The sequence below is a fragment of the Natrinema hispanicum genome, assembly GCF_004217335.1.
In the GTDB taxonomy this organism is placed as follows: domain Archaea; phylum Halobacteriota; class Halobacteria; order Halobacteriales; family Natrialbaceae; genus Natrinema; species Natrinema hispanicum.
Genome location: NZ_SHMP01000007.1, coordinates 273,731 through 292,010, shown reverse-complemented (window position 1 = coordinate 292,010; position 18,280 = coordinate 273,731). Strand labels below are relative to the sequence as shown.

The window sequence follows — 18,280 nt, the reverse complement described above, 5'->3', positions numbered from 1 at the left end:
ACAGCTGTACCGGAAACGGTCAGCGATTGAAACAAGCTACCGGGTGTTTCGCCAAGCACGAGTGGTAACGACGACACAAGATCCAGTCGTCCGCTTTGCATTCGTCTTGGTCGGGTTCTTGCTGGAGAACCTCTGGCTCGTGCTTCGGTGGGCGGTCGTCGCCCGCCCGCGTCGGGGCGGGCGCGACCTCCCCCAGGAATTCACGTTCAAGACCTTCTCTGACTGGATTAGACATGCATTGGAAGAAGAGCTAGAACGGCGCTGGGAGATCAAGATGAACGGCGTCGGTGTGCCAGAAACGTATGCATCGGCCGCGGGCTGACGCCAGCCCGCGGCCTTGAGCAGGCACCTGACGAGCAACAGCATTCGTCTAAAACGGCGTATCTCAGCTTTCTCAGTTCGGTTCTCTCCATCTGTGGACTCTGTTTCTCCTACACTCAGCTATCACACCAGCGTTCACTCCGGTCATCCGAGACTCAGCACAGCTCACGAAGCGACGCTCGGGAAGTACCGATATTCAATGTCGCCTGGCGAGGAGACGCCAGCAGTTGTATCCGCATTTGACTCCACGATTAACTCGTGAATATCACGGATATCATCAGCTGACAAATAGCTAATTGACTCCGGTTCCTCGTCCATCATCGATACTCTCTGTTACGAAGCTTATCTAAGCACTGCTTTTTCGCAGGTAACTTCCGCTCCTCTGCAGTGTTGCTGCTCATCCTCTACCCGTTTGTTTTGTCTCGGTAGCCCCGTATAGCCGTACTCTACTTAACCGCTACAACGTGCTCCTCAAGGTTGCGCGTCCAGTACGTCGCCGGGCCTCCGGGACTACACCTCGCACACAGCTGTAGCGAGCCCTCGAGATGGCCGAGTTCGACGCGGAACCGTGTGAGTGCCGCGATCGTGTCGACGACGAGCCCACAACCGTCACAGGTGCAGTGATCGCAGTCGCTAGGGTCCGGCTCCGCCTGGATAGCGCAGTCGACACAGATGGGGTGAGAGACTCGCTCATCTTTTCCCCAGGTATGTGCCTCACCGGCCTCGGTGCCAGACAGGGCGTCGCAGAAGGCACAGCCAGCGAGCATCTGCTGCATCACTCACCCTCCTTGTCGGCGTTGCGGGCCGCCGTCCAGCCCTGATGGAAAACAGCAAGCTGAGTGCTCGAGTCAAAGGCGGTCCCACTTGGCTCGTGGACGAACACCCGCTTGTCAGGGACCGGCGTTACCACACTGTTATCGATGAGTTCAGTAACGAGTTGTCGGGCGGTTGTCTCGCCGAGATCTGCGGTCACGACGCGAGTTGCATCCTGATCACGGGCAACGAGTCTGGCCTCGAACCGGCTGTAATCGTCTGCAGTGTCGTCAATCGGGTTTGGGCCTGTCATTGTAAGTCACATGACGACACGCTGCTGAGCGCGCCTCGTGCTTCATGGCGTCAATAAACTCTCTGCTGGAAGCATAGTCAAGTCGAAGACACTGCATGATGTGTATGGAGTCAGTGATCGATATTCAACAGAGGGCTCGAGTACTGATGACTGCTGATTACTTTTCGCCAGTCCGGCGACCTGTTCGCAGTTGCCACGTCGGCTTCACCCTGAACGTATCTGGTTTCTCAACAGGGTGGGGATGACTCTGATTCGTCGCCAGTGACGTGGGCCGTGCGAGTCGGTTGATTAGCTCATCACGTACGTCCTGCCGAGACATCGTCTGCTCGTGCCAGCCAAGCCGTTCGTCGTAATGGCGTTTCTTGAATCGTTCACCAACCGTATCGGCAGCAATGTACTGTGTCAGTTTAACCCCCCAGACGTTCGACGATCGATACTCGGCACCGACGTCTGCATGTGTGAGTTCGACGAGAACACACTCGACGAACGAAATGAGTGACTCCCGACTTCGGTCGTTTGGAACGCGTAACTCAAGGCCAGACCAGGGTTGCTTGGAGGGGTGCCGGTGAGTTGGTGTCCGATCAATTCCACGGTCTCGTGGGTGCTGTCGCTCAGTAGTCATTCGCTATCTCGGGGCAGTTCGATCGCCCCGCACCCATCTCGGGGCGAAAAAATACTCCGGAGGGGTCGTTTTAGAATACGTAGCTCTGTTGAAACCGGGTTCTTTAGCTGTTTATTCCCGTGGAATCACTGCGAACTACAGGTGCTTATTGAACGCTGGACAATCTATCAATACTGAGTGAGTGACACAGAACACTCAATATAAGAAAGTCAGTTTCTACAAAACGGATATATCTGTGAGAGATGTCAGTATTCTAGTTCGCTTCGTCTTTATTGTATATTTCCACGCCAATCCCAACAATTCCAAGCAGTAATGCAAAAGTCATTATCGTTCCACTATCTTGGTATGGAAAACGAGTTATTCGGGGGCCAACCCAGTAACTTATTTCGTAGAAACCACCGTATAGCATCAAAATAATTGCAAAACGCTGTATGGATGCACCAGTGATTATACTTTTCGTCATAGATAATGTTTCTCGGAATAACACATAATAGTTCGGTAGCTGTCTACCGGGGATAGAGCCACCGTGATGCACTCAGCATCTCTATTCGCATACTGTTCCTGACAGTTATCGATGGGATAGATTGTCACTCCGTTACTTGCTTGACCTGTACTGAGCGTTTGACAATCCACGATTCTCCTCTTATCAGACTATCAGACGGAACTTCGAAACAGAACCAAGTGTCCACTACAGACTTTTCCTCGAGAGTCACTCTTCATCACCACCAGCGTCGACTCACTCCTCACGATCGGACAATTTCTCCGATAACCGATCCAGTTTCTCCTGCGCGGACTCACGGCGGTCTCGGGTCGCGTCCGGTCGGTATTCCATCGACGTGATGTCACCATCCTCAAGCATCACCGAAAGCACGCCACCGTCTGTTTGAGCGGGCTCAGGCAATCGACCCACAGGGACATCGACTTGCTCGATCACCTGCCCGTTCTCCTCAAGCAAGATGACAGCAATCTCACCGTCCTCAATTCGATCGACAACGCCAGTGTAAGTCCCATCCATCGTTCTCACCCCATAGCAGGAGCGACAGCTCCATCAATTCCACTGGCGACCAGCGGAGGTGATATCAGGGAATTCGTCTCATCGTCGGAATCAGATGTATCCGCGAGGATATCCTCTGGGTCCGTCGAGAACAACTCTTCCGTCTCTACCTCGATCGACGTGCCATCGGTGCGAACCACAATATCGCCGTGGACTCCCGTCCAGTACGTTTCGATCTCTCGAGCGGCAAACCGTTCGAGCACCTCGTCACTCGGATGTCCGTACTGTGAGTCGTAGGCACTCGAGATGATAGCCGTCTCCGGATCGATGGCGTCTACGAAGGCGTCACTCGAGGAGGTCGATGACCCGTGATGGCCAGCCTTGTAGACATCGCTCTCGAGATCGTTTTCCCACTCGTCGACCAAGCGCTGCTCAACGCCAGTATCGACATCACCGGGTGCCAAATACTGGAAGTCACCAAACTCGAGCGCCAGTACCACACTGTTATCGTTAACGTCACTCCCAGCGTCCCCAGCAGGCGGGTTCATCACCTGGGCAGAGACATCGCCCTCAAGCGGTAGCTCATCGCCGCTTTCGACGATGAGCAGCTCGACGTCGTACTCGTCGACGGTATCGAGGTAGTTCCCATAGGTCGCAGAATCCGATGGGACACCCGAATCGTATGCGGTTCCAATACCCTCACCAGTCGTCTCGAAGTGCTCGATCACAGCAGCGTGACCACCGATGTGGTCGGCATCAGCGTGTGTCGCGACGAGATGGTCGATCCGATCGATCCCCTGGGCCTCGAGATAGGCGATGACCTCACTGCCGTCCTCTCGCCAGTCGCCAGTATCGATCAGGATCGTCTCATTGGCTGGCGTGACGATGAGAGTCGAATCGCCTTGTCCAACGTCGATGTGGTGAATCTCGAGTTCTCCCTCGATAGTGCTCCCGTCGAGTCCATCGCTCTCGTCACCGTTATCGCCCTCTACATCGCCGTCCGACTCAGACTCAGCGAGATCGATATCGCCGTAAGCGTGCTCGAGTACGACCTGATCGTTGTCATCGACGAGCCGAACCACGTCGCCGTCGTCCCGCCAGATATTCACGTTGTATCCCCAATACAGCTCGTTGTCCGTCGGATCGCCTTCACCGGTCGTTATCTTCACCGTCTCCCCAGACTCCAAGACGAACTCACTTGGAAACGAAAACGGAGAGAGGCCGCCATCGACCTGTCCACCCTCTCGGTCTCGGAGTTCAAACCCAGACAAATCAACGGATTCATCGGCGGTATTCTCGAGGACTACGTACTCCTCGTCGGGCGACACCTCTTTGACGTTCATGTCAACAACCTCGAGAGCGTTCCCAACGGTCTGAGAGTCGTCAATCGCGTTCTCGGGGCTCCCGGTGTCGCCCGCACATCCCGCAAGAACGACGAGGAGCGCCACGGAAACGACGAGGATCACTCGGTTCATACACGGGTCATCTCACGAGACGCGTTTGAGTGTTCCGTCCAGTGGAAGAACCCCGCTAACATCCTCGCAAATACTGTGTGCGAGAGGCCAATGAGACTCACATACCTTCACTGAGACCAAAGAGTCTCGAGACGCTGCTCGATCGCAGTAAGCACCGTCGAGTACACCTCGAGGGGGTGGAACGACGGGAGTTCAAGATCAGTGATGTCGTTCGCAGCCGGTGGCTGGTGAAAGTGCAACCGGGCATTGTGCGTGTTTGGATGCCGATCCCAACGACATTCCCACCGGCTCCCATCGTTGTGATCTTCAACATAATGAAATGTGAAATCCTCTGTCGTGAACCACCGAATGTCGAGCCGGGCTGCTGAGACTGATTCTGGATATCGCTCCATATCAAGGAACGCCTTGAGAAGTCGCGGCTCGTAGGAATCTGGATCGAATGCTGTCTCGGCGACGAGTGAATCCGATGTGAGATGTCGCTCGAGCAATCGCAACGTCTGGCGATCCGGTGGCCCTGTCGAGTCAGGGGCCGAATCCGATGGTGGCCGACTCATTCAGGCAGGAATCAGATGCCCATCGTTCTGGGAGAGCTGTCGAGCAAGTTCGTACAGTCGAATCTCTCGAATGATTCCTTGCCACTCACTGATCGCAGTCATCCGTTCATGAACCATCTCGTGGTCGTCATGCTCAACAACCGAGACCGCTGTCGGGTCAGTGGTTCCGAACTGCTCCTCGTACTCTGTGAGCTGTTCTTCGAGTGCTGCCACGCGGTCGATTATCTCGTCGATGGAGAGTTCATCTGCAATTTGGCTAGCCTCCTGCCACTCGAGATACCCATCATTCCGTTCGTACTGCGCAGGGCGACTATCATGGTCTGTTCGAACGATACCCATCTCGGTCAGACGCTCGAGATGCTTTTTGGCGGCGTTCGGAGAGCAATCGGCAAGCTCTGCAATCTCAGTGTACGCGGTGGGCGATGTCACTCCAAGGGCAACATCGTAGACACGACCAAACGTGTCCGTACCCTCTTGCCACCGCCGTTGAGCAGCATCAGATTCAGGTGCCGGATCGAACTCAGACATATCTAACTGTACGCGGCCATGCTCAATATATGTTCGTATTTTTCAGATATGTGTGAGAAGAGACCCGATCTGCATAGGGCTCACACCGAGAAAACAGGCTGCTAATTGTAAAACCACAGTAATCAGAACACGTCATAAAAAGCCCCGCAGACAATTTATTTCAACCCGCTTTGATTGAACCAGCCGGTAAGTAGATGTTCTTATTGAGCGACCACTTTGAGGCACATCAGGTGTACTCTGACCGCTGGCCGACCCAAAACCCGAATAGCATTACAAGTAGTAGACTGGCTACGATACCCCAAAATACGGAACTTGTGAATAGTCTGAGAGAGAGCATTTCAGGGTAGAGAACAGCCATCCAAAGTGGAATCCCAATCAATAGCCCTGTCGTAGCTGCGAGCATGAATTTAGGATAAGAATTCATTCCTGTTTCCAATTTATATTTATTCACCTATATATTTATTCGCTGTACTTATCGCTCGTCGGGTAATCACAGAGTGGGTATGTGAAACGTTCTATGAACCCTCTGACACTCTCAAAAAAAGTTACCCACAGAACTCTTTCCTAATATCATTTGAACGAAGGTATAGACACTACCGATTATGATGGCAAGTGCCCATAGGTACATCAGTATCTCTAAGAGGCCCATATGACAAATATGTCACTGGTCTTTAAAAATCTATGCGTGATTGTTGGCGGCTAGCGAGAAAATTTATAAGTTACCGACAGCTTCTTTGCCTGTACTAACCGGTAACTACGTGTGCGTACTGATCAGGTGAGAAGACGATTTCCAGTTGCTTTATTGATATATGTCTCGTTGATCAGCGCATGGTAGTCAGCTTGGCCGCGTACGTGTACGCATCGATACGGACGCCCGAACACAAATTTCAGGGATGGTTCGCTTTCGTACTGTTCCTCGCTGATGCCTCCGTTGCAGGTGCGATTGCATCATCTTCCCCGCTGGTGTGACATCCTCCGCGCCGTGAACGGCGCGGCTTCCCTGCAGGGGAATACCGGCTAACTACCGGCAGTGGGTTCCGACCCGACCTCTCCGAGCGTCATCTGCTGTGGTTGGCTCTACTCGGAGGGGGTCGTGGCGCTGTCACAGGCGCTCCCATCCCGTGAGATGTCATCGCCCGCCGGTTTCAGCGGCAGGCTCTCACCCCACGGGTCGTGGCGGTCAGCGATGTTGACCGCTGCGTTGATGTCTGCGTGGTACTCTGTGATCCAACACTCGTCGTTCTGGCACCGGAACTCGTCGCCGTTCCGGTGCCCGATGTAACCGCACTCGTGACACGTCTGACTCGTGTACTCCGGTCGAATGTAGCTAACCGGAAGTCCAGCCTCTCGTGCTTTGTCCTCGATGCGCTGTTGGAGTCGAGCGAACGCCCATGCGTGGAGGCGTCGGTTCATCCACTCACCGTAATCAAGGTCTTCGCGGATGTAGCTCAAGTCTTCCAGCACGAGGACTGGCTTCTCGAACCCGCAGGCGTACTCAACGGCACGTCGAGACGCCTTTTCGATGATGTCAGTGAGTGCGTTCTGGTAGTGGTCGAATCGTTCGTCAATCCGCCACTCTGCGGCGTCACGCTCTTGCAGTCGCTTGAGCGTCGTGAACATCTCTTTGCGAAGGTGACGAGCGCGACCACCGTTGATGAGCAGTGGGTGAGTCGGAGTGCCCTGCTCGCAGGCACAGCCCGCGAGCAGGTGGGCTTCACCAATATCGAATCCCACTGGTGTTACGTCGTCGTCGGTTGGTTCGTAGTCCGGTTCTTTGACCGGGAACTCGACAGTGACGTGGAGCGTCCACGACGTGCGGTGGCGTTGCAGTCGGAGCTGGCCCGCCGAAGCGTCCCCATGTACCAGGTCGTGCCACAGACCTTCTTGGGCGGGATTAATACGAAGCGGTATCCAGAAATTCGTCCCACGACCGGGTTGTGGTGCCCACCACGTGAACTCGTAGTCACGCGCCGGGGAGTGGTCGAACTCGGCGGCTTGGTTGGTGAGCCGAACCGGGTGGTTGTCGTCTAACTCCTGTGCGTCGTAGGTGTCATGAAGTTGTGGAACGTAGTTGCACAGCGCTGCTTTCGCCTGATACGGCAGGTCGTAAGGCGTCACCACGTCGCTGGTTGCACTCATCGTGTCACACCCGGCGTCGAACGCCTCATGTAGTCCCTCACGGTAGATTTCGAGGAGGTCACACAGTTTCCGCTCTTTGTGTGCTGTCGGCGGAGCGAGCGTGGCTTCCAGCGTTTTCGTGGTTGTCGCGGTCATGCTACTGGTCGTCCACGTAGTCCATTAGCACGTCGATGCTCACTTGGCCGGTCGTGGCGAGGAAGTACCCTGGTTGCCAGAACGCATCTTCGAGCGTCTGTGTCACTTCGGGAAACTCCGACCGAATCCGGCGGGACGTGACACCTTTGAGCGAGTTGATGAACTTCGTGAGGTCTGTGGTTGGTTTGGTCCGAAACAGGATGTGAACGTGGTCGGTTCCGCCGTCCACGTTCTTGATGTCAGCCTCGAAGTCATCTGCAATGTCGTGGGCGATTTCAGCGACACGCTCAAGCCGCTCATCCGTGAGAATATCGGCACGGTACTTCGTGACGGTCACGAAGTGATACTGGAGCGCGTATACTGTGTGCGACCCGGTTTGCAGATGATCCTCCATTTGGCCTCTCCAGATACGAGACACCCAAGACGGATAATTCTTGTGACGTGGGGTATTCAGAAGGGAGAAACCGAGTGGGCTGTTGCCCAGAGCTTACGCGATTCACTCCCGCCCTGTTCGCTCCTCGGTTCCGACAGTACGTCGGAACACTCGTCACTCTCCGGAAGGGCGGGATTCTCTCGCTGTATTAAGATAATTCTTGTGACGTGGGGTATTCAGAAGGGAGAAACCGAGTGGGCTGTTGCCCAGAGCTTACGCGATTCACTCCCGCCCTGTTCGCTCCTCGGTTCCGACAGTACGTCGGAACACTCGTCACTCTCCGGAAGGGCGGGATTCTCTCGCTGTATTAAGATAGCTGTCGGTAGCAACGCTCAGTACCGTCACTGTACTTACCGATTCGGGAGGGCAAAGCAAGAATCCAAATCGCTTCCGATTTCGATTAGTCGGTGTACTGGGATTCCCACTCATAACGATCCTCGATCGCTTGCTCTCCCTCGTCTGTAATTGCGTAGTAGTTTGTGCGCCTGTCGAGTTGTCCTTTCTCGACGAGTTCCTTATTCACGACCGTATCGAGATTCGGGTATAGCCGACCATGATTGATCTCTGAACTGTAGTACTGCTCGATCTCGTCTTTGACATCCTGTCCAGATGGCTGGTCAGCGCCCGCGATCACGTACAGCAGGTCTCGTTGGAATCCTGTGAGGTCGTCCATGGCCCAGCCATTCAGGCGAGATGATATTTGTTATTCTATACGTACGTAGATGTAAGCTGATCCAACTAGTCGGTTCTTTATATTACTAGCCGACTCTCTTTCCGTTCACGACATCCTGAGACAGTGATCGGAATGGAACGACATTCGAGGAGCCGACTCAGTATGCACGCTCAGGGTCGTAACCGTCTCACTCCGAACTCGAGAGTAACTCACCGACGTACTGCTCTTCCCACTCTCGCCGGGCCTCGAGTTCGCGTCGGCCACGCGCTGTAATCGTGTAGGAGTTCGTCCGACGATCGACCTTGCCTTTCTCGACGAGCCCTTTGTCGACGACCTCGTCGAGATTCGGATACAGTCGCCCGTGGTGGATCTCGTTCTCATAGTACTCCTCGAGTTCATCTTGGACCGCGAGGCCATGTGGCTCGTCTTGGCCGGCGATCACGTATAAGATGTCACGCTGGAATTTGGTGAGATCGTACATGTTTGAATGTATGTATATGTATTGAGTGATGAAGCTTCCGAGATTAGGAGGTAGTACAGAACGCACGAGACGACTGGATCGACTCAGATTAATCGCATCGAGTCGCCTGGGTCATCGCCAATGATGTCCGCTAATCCGTGAACCGCCTCGGGGTCAAGCCCCGAGGCTTCCCGTGGGTTAGTCGGACACTCCCATCCGACCATCGGCCTGATAGCCTCGAACGGTTGGATGGGTCACGGTCGGGGCGTCCACGGCCCCCGATGCCTGCCGTCGTCGTCCGAAAATCTTCGATTTTCGTGATCACGAAAGACTCCGTCTTTCGAACGACACCTTCCGAACAACGGGAAGGCTGTTGAGAGCAGGCACATTCCAATTGAGTTTCTTCACGCCTTTTACGGCGATATTGACACTTGCACCACGGTCGCTGTGGTCTTGGTGCCCACAGTCCCGACACTTGAACCGCTTTTTATAACGGTTCGCTCGCTCCGTGTGTCCGCATATCGAACACCGCTGACTGGTGTACTTGGGGTTAATCCATGCAGACGGAATCCCCTCGAACGACGCTTTGTACGACGTGTAGTATTGGAGGGCGCGGAACGGGAGGTGGTGCAAGCGTCGGTTCATCCGGGTACCGTAGTCGATACTGTCGCGCATCTCTTTGAGGTCTTCAAAGACGATGCACGTCTTCTCGAACTGACGGCTCCACTCCACAGTATGTCGAGACACTTTGTGGAGCCGGTCGCGAACGAACCGCTCCTCACGCCCTTCCAGCGTGTCGTGGATACTACCTTTCCCCGCGTTCTGTACTCGCTTTCGCATCGTGAAGTAGCGGTGACGCTCGAACTTGATTTCGGGGAAGTCGATGACAAGCGTGTCCTCAACGCCATCCTCAGAGAGCGCGGTCAGAGCCACGTTGTCCTCGTTCACGTCCACACCAACGACTGTTCGTCCTTCTCAGCCGATAGTAGATTTGCATGGCCCATCGAACAGACTCACTCGTGCGGCTCTGACTTCGCTGGGGCACCATCTGCACCGTCGAGATCAGGAAGTTCCATCTGGTCGGCGACATCGGGAAACAGATACTCGAAGAACGGGTCGTGTTCTCTCCCAACAGCGAGTGCAGGCTGGAAGCGCATAGATGATCATCATCGCCTCTGTCTCCCGAACATCGATATCGGTGGCGACCATCCGCTGGGTCGTCTTCCCCGCGAAATGGAGCCCTGCACCCCTTAGTGCAGCGATGAGTTTTCCAGTTCCGTAACGGTCCAAGAAGTAGTCGATATCGTCGTCAACCTCCTGGAGTGCAAGCGCATGCAGGACTGTTGGTGTGATCACGATCGGCGCGTACTGCTCGACAATGATGAGGGGCTCAGCAGTCAACTGCTGCGGACGCGTCGATTCATCTCGATCAACGAGCCCAACGTCAACCAGCTGATCGACGTATTCGTACGTCGTCGATTTTGAGAGCTCGAGGGCGTCCATGATCTCTGGCGGTGAAACGGGCCCCCAGTAGCAGACATACACGTAAACACGAGCGAGTGCTGGCTGGTTGAGGAGTTGCATCACTATCTCGAGCTTCGGCGCATTCTGGGCCAGCGCCTTTGGCTCGAGCGTTTCCTCATCCAGAATGTCTGTTGGTGGTGGATCTAATGCATCGATCCCGCCGTCAGGACGAATTCGATCGTCAGCAGTCATAGTCACTTGTTCGAAGTCCATGGACTTCAGACTTCCGGCGACTATTTGGCAGCACCACAGACTCTTTCAACGAACAGTCATTCCACTCTGTCAGTCACGATCAAAAGGCGGCGTTGGGTCACCCGGTGCTTCCAAACAGGGTTCGAATCCAACGCCGCTGATAGAAAATATAGATAGTCTCACAAAGATGTACTGATATGAGTGAGATGCGGTCAGATTTACTCCCAAAACGCTTCGATTCGATCGTCTAAGTCGCCAAGTACGTCCGAGAGTATATCTCGCCAGTCTTCCTCATACTCTACATCATCCCCTGGTGTCGCTGCATCTGGAGGCGGATGAAAATGTGAGCGAGTATTGTGATCATTTGGATGGCGGTCCCACCGACACTCCCAGCGGTCTCCGGTGTCGTATTGTTCAGAGTAGTGGATGTTGAAATCGTCTGTCTCGTACCAGCGAACCTGAAGATACGCACGCTCGATAGCAGTTGGAAAGTACCCCATGTCGTATTCAGCGACGACTGAACTTGGTGCGTACTCCGGCTGAAAGACGGTCTCTGAAAAGCGATTGGTTCGTTCAAGATGCTGCCCAATTTGTTCGAGAATGTCGGTATCGATGCCACCGACCTCTGGGACAGTATCGTCGTCAACTGGCCGGCGTTCAGGCATCGACTTTGGCACCGCCACTCGAGGGATGGTCGTTCTGACGTGCTGTATCTAACAGCTCTGCGCGTTGTTTGAGCGTTTTCCACTCACTCAGTGCTTCCCACACTTCTTCGACCGACGCTTCCTCGGTGCGATCCATGAGAGACACGTCTTCCGGACTGTCAGCATCGAACTGGGCACGATGCTCCTCGATTCGTTTCATCGTCTCTTTGAGCTCTTTGACGATCTCTGCCTCAGAATATTCGTCTCGGATTTGCTCAACTCTGCGCCACTGGAGATACGATTCGTTGCGTTCGTATCTCACAGGTCGTCCCGAGATCTCACGCGTCATTCCCATCGAGGTGAACCATTCAAGGTAGTCCCTTGCAGTCTCAGTATCGCAGTCTGCTTGCTCTGCAATTCTGGACACTTTTGTTGGAGTCCGTAACTGTAAAATAACACTGAGCAATCGTTCTCGTGTTGGACCTCCTTTCAAGACCTCTTCAGGAGAGTCCCATTCGGTAAAATCAGGTGGACTCTCAGTTGAATCACGAATGTCGTCGGGAGTATCAGTCAAGTCCATCAGTGTTCACCTACATCCAACTAACGATATGATCGGCCATATATCTACCGCACGCTGAATTATTTCTGCTTCGTTCAGCGAGTTACGTCGCTCTCTGTTCAGAACCATTGACGTATTTTCTTGCTCAACAGGAATTCCCAGCGTGTTCTCACATTCGCATCCAGTACTTATGCAGTCTTCACGATGTGCTCCTCGAGATCGCGCGTCCAGTAGGTAGCTGGCCCACCGGTACTACATCGCGCACACAGCTGTAGCGCCCCCTCGAGGTGACCAAGTTCAACGCGGAACCGCGTGAGCGCCGCGAGCGCGTCGACGATGAGTCCGCAGCCATCGCAGGTGCAGTGATCGAACTCGTCAGGGTCCGGCTCCGTCTGGATAGCGCAGTCGACACAGATAGGGTGAGAGACTCGCTTGTCTTTTCCCCAGGTATGTGCCTCACCGGCCTCGGTGCCGGGCAAGGCGTCGCAGAAGGCACAGCCAGCGAGCGTCTGCTGCATCACTCACCCTCCTTGTCGGCGTTGCGGGCCGCCGTCCAGCCTTGATGGAAAACAGCAAGCTGAGTGCTCGAGTCAAAAGCGGTCCCACTTGGCTCGTGGATGAACACCCGCTTGCCAGGGACCGGCGTCACCACACCGGTATCGATGAGTTCCGTAACGAGCTGTCGGGCGGTTGTCTCGCCGAGATCTGCTGTTACAACGCGAGTTGCATCCTGATCACGGGCAACGAGTCTGGCCTCGAACCGGCTGTAATCGTCTGCAGTGTCGTCAATCGGATTTGGATCAGTCATTGGAAATTCCATGACGGCTCACTGTTGAGCGCGCCTCGTGCCTCATGGCGCCAAAAATTCACTGCTGGAAGTACGGTCAGAGGGACCGTATCAGAAGGAGAATACAGAGATCAAGCAACCGTTCAATTAGGAGTAACCGGGTTCACTCTGGAATCGTCTCCTCGAGTTTTGGAGGAAGTCGCTGAAGACAGGTTTCCAGAAAGCTTAGCGGCGCTTCTGCTTCGAGATGTCCTGGTTCGTGGGTTAATTCCTTATCGGTCTCGATCTGGAAATGGGTTGTCCCAAGGTCTTCATGATCATCGTCTTTGTGCCATCCCAAGCTGACTACGTCATCAGCCCACTGAACACGCTGAACATCAATGTCGGCACGTGGCCGCCATGTGACCTCAAAGGTGGCCTGCTGCCGTGGGAATTCTTCGCCTAAGAATATCTCAGTCTCGACGTCAGCAACGACAGATCGAGGCCGGAGTCGAGATGGTCGATACCGAACATCGGAAAACCCCGGTTCTTTTTCGAGTCGTTCTTTGAGGCGACGAAGTCCTTCGCGCCGAGTGAATCCTCGGCCACCAGCAAGAAAGAGTACCATCTTTCCCTAGCCCTCTTGGGGAAGCGTATCTGAACCACGATTTGCGAGACGCGGATCTGCATCAAGTCGCGTTAGTGAACTCTGAAGGCTGATCGCAAGCTGAAGTGCTTCACGTACCTGAATGTTGTATTCCCATTCTTCGATCACTTCGAGGCGCTCGCGTCGATCGTCAGCCGACAGATCCTCACGTCCAATGCTCTGTCGAAGTTTTTCGAGAGATTCAACATTATACGTTGACTTCCACGAGTCGATTTCCTCACCAATCGCACGCAGTTCATTAGTGAGTTCGTCTACTGACTGCTCTTCAGCAAGGGAACGAACTTCACGGAGGAAGTGCGTAATCTCATCGGGCTTGTAGCATGTGCCGTCAGCTGTTTCAATGGCCTCGAGCTCTCCTTGATCAGCCATTCGATCAAGGTATTTAACAGCCGTATCTCTCGAGACATCCGCCTCTTCGGCGATCCAACCAGCATTCCGTGGTGTCGTTCGCGTCAAGGCGACATGCCTGACACGGTCTGCACTGTCCATCTCTTCTGGCCACACCTGTGATCGGTCGCTCATTGCTCTCTTTATGACCTCTTCGAACTAATAGTTTAGTGTCGGTCAGGATTATTTTGTATTCCAATGCTGGAAGTACAGTCAAGTCGAAGACACTGCGTGATGCGTATGGAGTCAGTGATCGATATTCAACAGCGGGCTGGAGTACTGACGGCTGGTGATTACCTCTTGCTGGTCCGGCGACCTGTTCGCAGTTGCCACGTCGGCTTCACCCTGAACGTATCTGGCTCCTCAACAGGATGGGTATGACTCTGATTCGTCGCCAGTGACGCAGGCTGTGCGAGGCGGTTGATCAGTTCATCACGTACGTCCGTCGACCACGTGTAGCGAGAACAGAGAGCGAAGGGTCGTTTCTAGATGGCCAAGAACAGGATCTTTCAGGGTGCTGCTGCACCGACACTCCCATTCGATCCTGCAAACGGGATATCAATTTCAAGACCGTCGTAGGCCAGTTTCGGCTTCTTTGCCTGACCAGGCCCGCCATTTTCAAACTCAATGACGCCGATGTCTTCGAGTTCGGAAAGGTTCCGATGGACCTGTTTGTAGTCTCGCTCCACCAGGTCAGCGGCTTCGCGGATGCTCTCGGGCTGGTGTTTAGAGATTGCTTCCAACAACTCTAGATTCTTTGGGCTAAGAAGGCGACTGAGCTCTGTATACGATCCGAAGTTCAACACCGGCTGGGCATCGTCAAGGTCTTCACCCTCTTGGGCAGCCTTGATGCGGCTACGCGTGCGCTGGTTGAGGCGATCACGTTCACCGACGGTGACTTTGAGCGTGGGCATGGTGTATACCTCCTGGAGACGTCCTACTCCGACCAGTTCCATGAGACAGGCGACATCTCCTCGGTTTCGCGTTGAAAGCGATCGTAGAGCGTCAACATCCCGGGGAATTCGATGATTTCAACATCGTTTCGGGTGTGGCGCTCATGGCCTTTCGTCAGTTCATGGGCGTTGTCGTATCGAAGGATGGTGTCGCCGCCGACTTCCCCGTGGTGTAGGCTGTAGTCCCATCCACACGGGTACTTCTTATCCTCCGTCTGCCGGATGGTCACATCGATGACGTACCCATCTTCGACATCCTGCCAATCTTCGATGGTAGTGTAGGACGCCACCCGTCATCTTATGTGATGGCCTCCATAGGCATAAATCTATGGACTTCATAACATAGGTGTGTGGTTTGCTTCTTTGCAAGAGCATGAGCCGCTTGACCAACCAGATTCAGAGACATTGAGAACGAGTTCACCTCTTGCTGGTCCGTCGACCTGTTCGCAGTTGCCACGTTGGCTTCACCTGGAACGTATCTGGTTCTTCAACAGGATAGGGATGACTCTGATTCGTCGCCAGTGACGTGGGCCGTGCGAGGCGGTTGATCAGTTCATCACGCACGTCCTGCCGAGACATCGTCTGTTCGTGCCAGCCGAGCCGTTCGTCGTAATGACGCTTCCTGAAGAGATGGCCAGTCGTCTCGGCGGCGATGTACTGGGTTCGTTTGACTCCCCAGACGTTCGACGATCGATACTCGGCACCGACGTCTGCATGCGTGAGTTCAACGAGAACACACTCGACGAACGAAATGAGTGACTCTCGACTCCGGTCGTTCGGAACCCGTAACTCGAGGCCGGACCAGGGTGGTTCAGTGGGCTGTCGGTGGGTTGGTGCTCGATCAATACCACGGTCTCGCGGGTGCTGTCGCTCAGAAGTCATACGCTATCTCGGGGCAGTTCGATCGCCCCGCACCCTTCCCAGGGACGAAAAACACGACCTCACAGTCACGAGGGTATCGGTGGGCCGTTGTCTGTTTCTTTATTCTGAACGGCTCACGAAACTCGCGGTCAGTACAAATAACATACTTACTTCGGCCGAATGTAGTCGGATATGTGCAACGCCGCCACGCCCTCCTCTCCGCGACGGCCGTGTTGTCCGGGTTCTCCGGCTGTATCGCCCCGTTCACGTCTAGCGGATCCCTCAGAGAGGTGAGTGTCGAACTCCGGAATGCGGACGATGGAGCGCGGACGTTCCACCTCGCGCTCGAAACCGAAGCTGGCATGCTAGACTGGGGGTCACACCGTGTCGACGCGGGCGTCGACGAGATAGTGACAATGGCTCCGGATGAAGACGTCTCCCCGGTCGCGTTACACGGAGTCGTTGAGGATTTCGCAGGGAGCGTCGATATCTTGGGTGTTGATGATCTCGACGAGAACTACTGTCTCCAATTCCATTTCTGGTACTCGCATCCAAGCGACGAGCAACCGCAGTTGGCTCAGGTCGCCGACATCGAATGCTAACCGTGAACCTATTCTGCCGATAGATTCGCAGACTTACTTACCGAGTTGAGTGCCTTACTCTGAATTGAAGAAACGATCCTCGCAACGACTGTTACTTGGAGCTCTCGCCGAATAATCGTCCCCACAAAGAGGATGTCTCTGAAGCGGTGTCACAGTCAGACGCTGTGTCGACTTGTTCTTCTCGAGCCTGCTTGATCTCTCGGTTACGCTCTGCAAGTTCGGTTTTGAGATCCTCGATCGTTGCCTCGAGGAGATCGATGCGCTCATTTTTCTGTTCGAGCGTGGCCTCGAGTTCGTCGACACGGCCAGTCAACAGTCGGTTCTTCTCAATCAGATACGCACGATTCTGCTTCCGATCCGATTTGTCACGGCTAGCAGTGGTCGACGGCTCGCTCGTTCTGGGAGCAGATTCGGTTGCCGTCTCTCGAGTGTCCGGATCGTAGAACTCAGAGATACTCGCAACCGCTCGTTCGATGGTCTTCTCGCCGTACGTAGAGCCGTCAGCATAGTGGACTTCATCCCACTTGTTTCGGAGCAGTCCCGATTGGCGGAAGAGCCGATCCATCTGCTGGAGGTCACCGCCAGTCCAGAATGCCAGCAAACAACACAGCGCCATGTCCGCCTCTGACTGACTCTCGTAACCGGCAGTCGAGCCACGCCACAACCGCTCGAACTTCTCACCGTTCGATGCGTTCCGTGCTCGCTCGAGCAGGTCCTCGTCCTCGAGATCAACGTCAGTATGGGCTGCACTGCCCGTCGTTTTCGTCACGTCCATACTGCGACGGTTCCCAGATTCGTGCTCTGGATCTGGGTCAGAGTCTTGGACGTATTCACGATGGATCGCTACCAGCGCGTCCTGCCGGCGTGCAACGCGAGGCGGCGTGTCCTCGAGGTAGTCGCCAGTCACGGTGAAAAACCGAGCAGTGTCATACAGTTCGATGCTACCACGGCGGTTCCGTCCATCCGGGAGCTCTCCCTTGATGAGTACGTGGAACCCAGTACCCGAGGGAGAAATCTCCGTATAGGAATCGAGTCGCTCGATGATGTCCAGCGCTATGTCGTCGACGTCGTCGCTTGCGGGATCTCGACAGTCATCCAGATCCACACAGACGATGGGATCGTCGTCGGTAAAGACGAAGCCGATGCCATCGGCGTTCCCTGTGTCAGCGTACTCGAGGGCTGTCTCGAACGACGCCCATGTTTCGGGATCCGTCGATGACGCGAACGCACCACTCCCTGGCGTCACTGGTATCTTCGTCGGCTTCCCATCCCGAAGTTCTTCTTTCCAGCACACCCACTGGTCACGATCTCGCAAGTCTGCTGGGAGTACTGTTCTATCGAATGATGGTGTAGAACTCATTGGCAATACCCCCGAGGGGCACTTACTGAGTCCCTCGAACAAACTATATCAGAATGTAGATAGAAGTGCCGATTCTGTGTATGGTGTCTAAGCTCCCTGTCCCCGCATCGTTCTGCGGATGGAACCCAGTGTATACTAGTTGGTTTTGGGTGGTGTTTTTGCGTGGACAGCATTCCCGTCATGCGATTCTGCGTGGACATAGGTGTCCATGCAGTTTCCGTGGATAGCCGATCTGCGTGGACAAGTGATGAAAATGCTCTATTTTGGCGGTATAAGCAGCTATGGCGACCAATGTCGAAAATTGAATTCCCTCGGCTAACGAACTCTCCTGAGACGTGATTACAGTACCTCATAGTTCTGATAGT

23 protein-coding genes and 3 pseudogenes are annotated in these 18,280 nt (G+C 54.4%); 3 read left to right on the top strand and 23 right to left on the bottom strand.

The features are described from left to right. A pseudogene (locus BDK88_RS18030) lies at positions 1–322 on the top strand (ISH3 family transposase); the annotation flags it as partial. A 445-nt stretch (positions 323–767) separates the two neighbouring features. Here the strand turns inward: BDK88_RS18030 and BDK88_RS18020 are convergent. The 18 genes and pseudogenes from BDK88_RS18020 to BDK88_RS17930 form a co-directional block, all read right to left on the bottom strand. Continuing rightward, positions 768–1,097, bottom strand: coding sequence for a DUF7558 family protein (locus tag BDK88_RS18020; RefSeq protein ID WP_130501451.1), 330 nt, complete (start codon positions 1,095–1,097; stop codon positions 768–770). Continuing rightward, complete coding sequence (locus BDK88_RS18015) at positions 1,097–1,387, bottom strand: hypothetical protein (protein ID WP_130501450.1); 291 nt, start codon at positions 1,385–1,387, stop codon at positions 1,097–1,099. The genes BDK88_RS18020 and BDK88_RS18015 overlap by 1 nt, the downstream gene beginning before the upstream one ends. Before the next feature lie 157 nt (positions 1,388–1,544). Further along, positions 1,545–2,009 (bottom strand): hypothetical protein, encoded by a 465-nt coding sequence (locus BDK88_RS18010; protein ID WP_130501546.1) that lies wholly within the window; start codon positions 2,007–2,009, stop codon positions 1,545–1,547. 253 nt (positions 2,010–2,262) lie between these two features. Then, complete coding sequence (locus BDK88_RS18005; RefSeq protein ID WP_130501448.1) at positions 2,263–2,472, bottom strand: hypothetical protein; 210 nt, start codon at positions 2,470–2,472, stop codon at positions 2,263–2,265. A 273-nt stretch (positions 2,473–2,745) separates the two neighbouring features. After that, a complete protein-coding gene (locus BDK88_RS18000; RefSeq protein WP_092935834.1) occupies positions 2,746–3,024 on the bottom strand; it encodes a DUF3006 domain-containing protein in 279 nt (92 codons plus the stop codon). Positions 3,025–3,029: 5 nt separating this feature from the next. Then, complete coding sequence (locus tag BDK88_RS22395) at positions 3,030–4,478, bottom strand: MBL fold metallo-hydrolase (protein ID WP_130501545.1); 1,449 nt, start codon at positions 4,476–4,478, stop codon at positions 3,030–3,032. Between the two features lie 107 nt (positions 4,479–4,585). Further along, positions 4,586–5,032, bottom strand: a complete 447-nt coding sequence (locus BDK88_RS22390; protein WP_130501544.1) for a hypothetical protein — start codon at positions 5,030–5,032, stop codon at positions 4,586–4,588. After that, the gene (locus tag BDK88_RS17985; RefSeq protein ID WP_092935828.1) at positions 5,033–5,560 is read right to left on the bottom strand and encodes a winged helix-turn-helix domain-containing protein; all 528 of its coding nucleotides are present in this window, start codon (positions 5,558–5,560) and stop codon (positions 5,033–5,035) included. Between the two features lie 1,077 nt (positions 5,561–6,637). Continuing rightward, entirely contained in the window at positions 6,638–7,834 is a 1,197-nt protein-coding gene (locus BDK88_RS17980; protein WP_092935826.1) for an RNA-guided endonuclease TnpB family protein, read from the bottom strand. Between the two features lies 1 nt (position 7,835). Continuing rightward, positions 7,836–8,228 (bottom strand): IS200/IS605 family transposase, encoded by a 393-nt coding sequence (gene tnpA, locus BDK88_RS17975; protein WP_092935824.1) that lies wholly within the window; start codon positions 8,226–8,228, stop codon positions 7,836–7,838. A 439-nt stretch (positions 8,229–8,667) separates the two neighbouring features. Further along, entirely contained in the window at positions 8,668–8,940 is a 273-nt protein-coding gene (locus BDK88_RS17970) for a PadR family transcriptional regulator (protein ID WP_092935822.1), read from the bottom strand. Positions 8,941–9,127: 187 nt separating this feature from the next. After that, positions 9,128–9,421 (bottom strand): PadR family transcriptional regulator, encoded by a 294-nt coding sequence (locus BDK88_RS17965; protein ID WP_092935820.1) that lies wholly within the window; start codon positions 9,419–9,421, stop codon positions 9,128–9,130. A gap of 177 nt (positions 9,422–9,598) precedes the next feature. Next, positions 9,599–10,375: pseudogene (locus BDK88_RS17955) on the bottom strand (RNA-guided endonuclease TnpB family protein); the annotation flags it as partial. A 38-nt stretch (positions 10,376–10,413) separates the two neighbouring features. Continuing rightward, positions 10,414–11,116, bottom strand: a pseudogene (locus tag BDK88_RS17950) (DUF7437 domain-containing protein). Positions 11,117–11,334: 218 nt separating this feature from the next. Further along, the gene (locus tag BDK88_RS17945) at positions 11,335–11,781 is read right to left on the bottom strand and encodes a hypothetical protein (protein WP_092935814.1); all 447 of its coding nucleotides are present in this window, start codon (positions 11,779–11,781) and stop codon (positions 11,335–11,337) included. Then, complete coding sequence (locus tag BDK88_RS22385) at positions 11,774–12,340, bottom strand: DUF7342 family protein (RefSeq protein WP_130501444.1); 567 nt, start codon at positions 12,338–12,340, stop codon at positions 11,774–11,776. Before BDK88_RS22385 ends, BDK88_RS17945 begins: the two co-directional genes overlap by 8 nt. A 167-nt stretch (positions 12,341–12,507) precedes the next feature. Further along, a complete protein-coding gene (locus tag BDK88_RS17935; RefSeq protein ID WP_008015362.1) occupies positions 12,508–12,837 on the bottom strand; it encodes a DUF7558 family protein in 330 nt (109 codons plus the stop codon). Continuing rightward, entirely contained in the window at positions 12,837–13,127 is a 291-nt protein-coding gene (locus tag BDK88_RS17930) for a hypothetical protein (RefSeq protein ID WP_008015364.1), read from the bottom strand. The genes BDK88_RS17935 and BDK88_RS17930 overlap by 1 nt, the downstream gene beginning before the upstream one ends. Before the next feature lie 271 nt (positions 13,128–13,398). On the opposite strand from BDK88_RS17930, the gene BDK88_RS21365 reads away from it, so the two are divergent. Next, positions 13,399–13,551 carry a hypothetical protein gene (locus BDK88_RS21365; protein ID WP_160162916.1) on the top strand — a complete coding sequence of 51 codons (153 nt, stop codon included), beginning with the start codon at positions 13,399–13,401 and terminating at the stop codon, positions 13,549–13,551. Positions 13,552–13,719: 168 nt separating this feature from the next. Here the strand turns inward: BDK88_RS21365 and BDK88_RS17920 are convergent, their stop codons facing one another. From BDK88_RS17920 to BDK88_RS17905, 4 genes are all read right to left on the bottom strand, one after another. Beyond that, positions 13,720–14,274 carry a DUF7342 family protein gene (locus BDK88_RS17920; RefSeq protein ID WP_008015366.1) on the bottom strand — a complete coding sequence of 185 codons (555 nt, stop codon included), beginning with the start codon at positions 14,272–14,274 and terminating at the stop codon, positions 13,720–13,722. A 374-nt stretch (positions 14,275–14,648) separates the two neighbouring features. Beyond that, positions 14,649–15,053, bottom strand: coding sequence for an HVO_A0114 family putative DNA-binding protein (locus BDK88_RS17915; protein ID WP_092933884.1), 405 nt, complete (start codon positions 15,051–15,053; stop codon positions 14,649–14,651). Between the two features lie 23 nt (positions 15,054–15,076). Further along, on the bottom strand, positions 15,077–15,382 hold the full coding sequence (locus BDK88_RS17910; RefSeq protein ID WP_092933780.1) for a toxin-antitoxin system TumE family protein: 306 nt from the start codon (positions 15,380–15,382) through the stop codon (positions 15,077–15,079). 127 nt (positions 15,383–15,509) lie between these two features. After that, positions 15,510–15,974 (bottom strand): hypothetical protein, encoded by a 465-nt coding sequence (locus tag BDK88_RS17905; RefSeq protein ID WP_130501543.1) that lies wholly within the window; start codon positions 15,972–15,974, stop codon positions 15,510–15,512. Positions 15,975–16,147: 173 nt separating this feature from the next. Here BDK88_RS17905 and BDK88_RS17900 point away from each other — a divergent pair, with 173 nt between their 5' ends. After that, positions 16,148–16,555, top strand: a complete 408-nt coding sequence (locus BDK88_RS17900; RefSeq protein WP_092933776.1) for a hypothetical protein — start codon at positions 16,148–16,150, stop codon at positions 16,553–16,555. A 91-nt stretch (positions 16,556–16,646) separates the two neighbouring features. On the opposite strand, the gene BDK88_RS17895 is transcribed toward BDK88_RS17900, so the two are convergent. Further along, complete coding sequence (locus BDK88_RS17895; protein ID WP_130501542.1) at positions 16,647–17,915, bottom strand: phage NrS-1 polymerase family protein; 1,269 nt, start codon at positions 17,913–17,915, stop codon at positions 16,647–16,649. Positions 17,916–18,280: the final 365 nt, after the last annotated feature.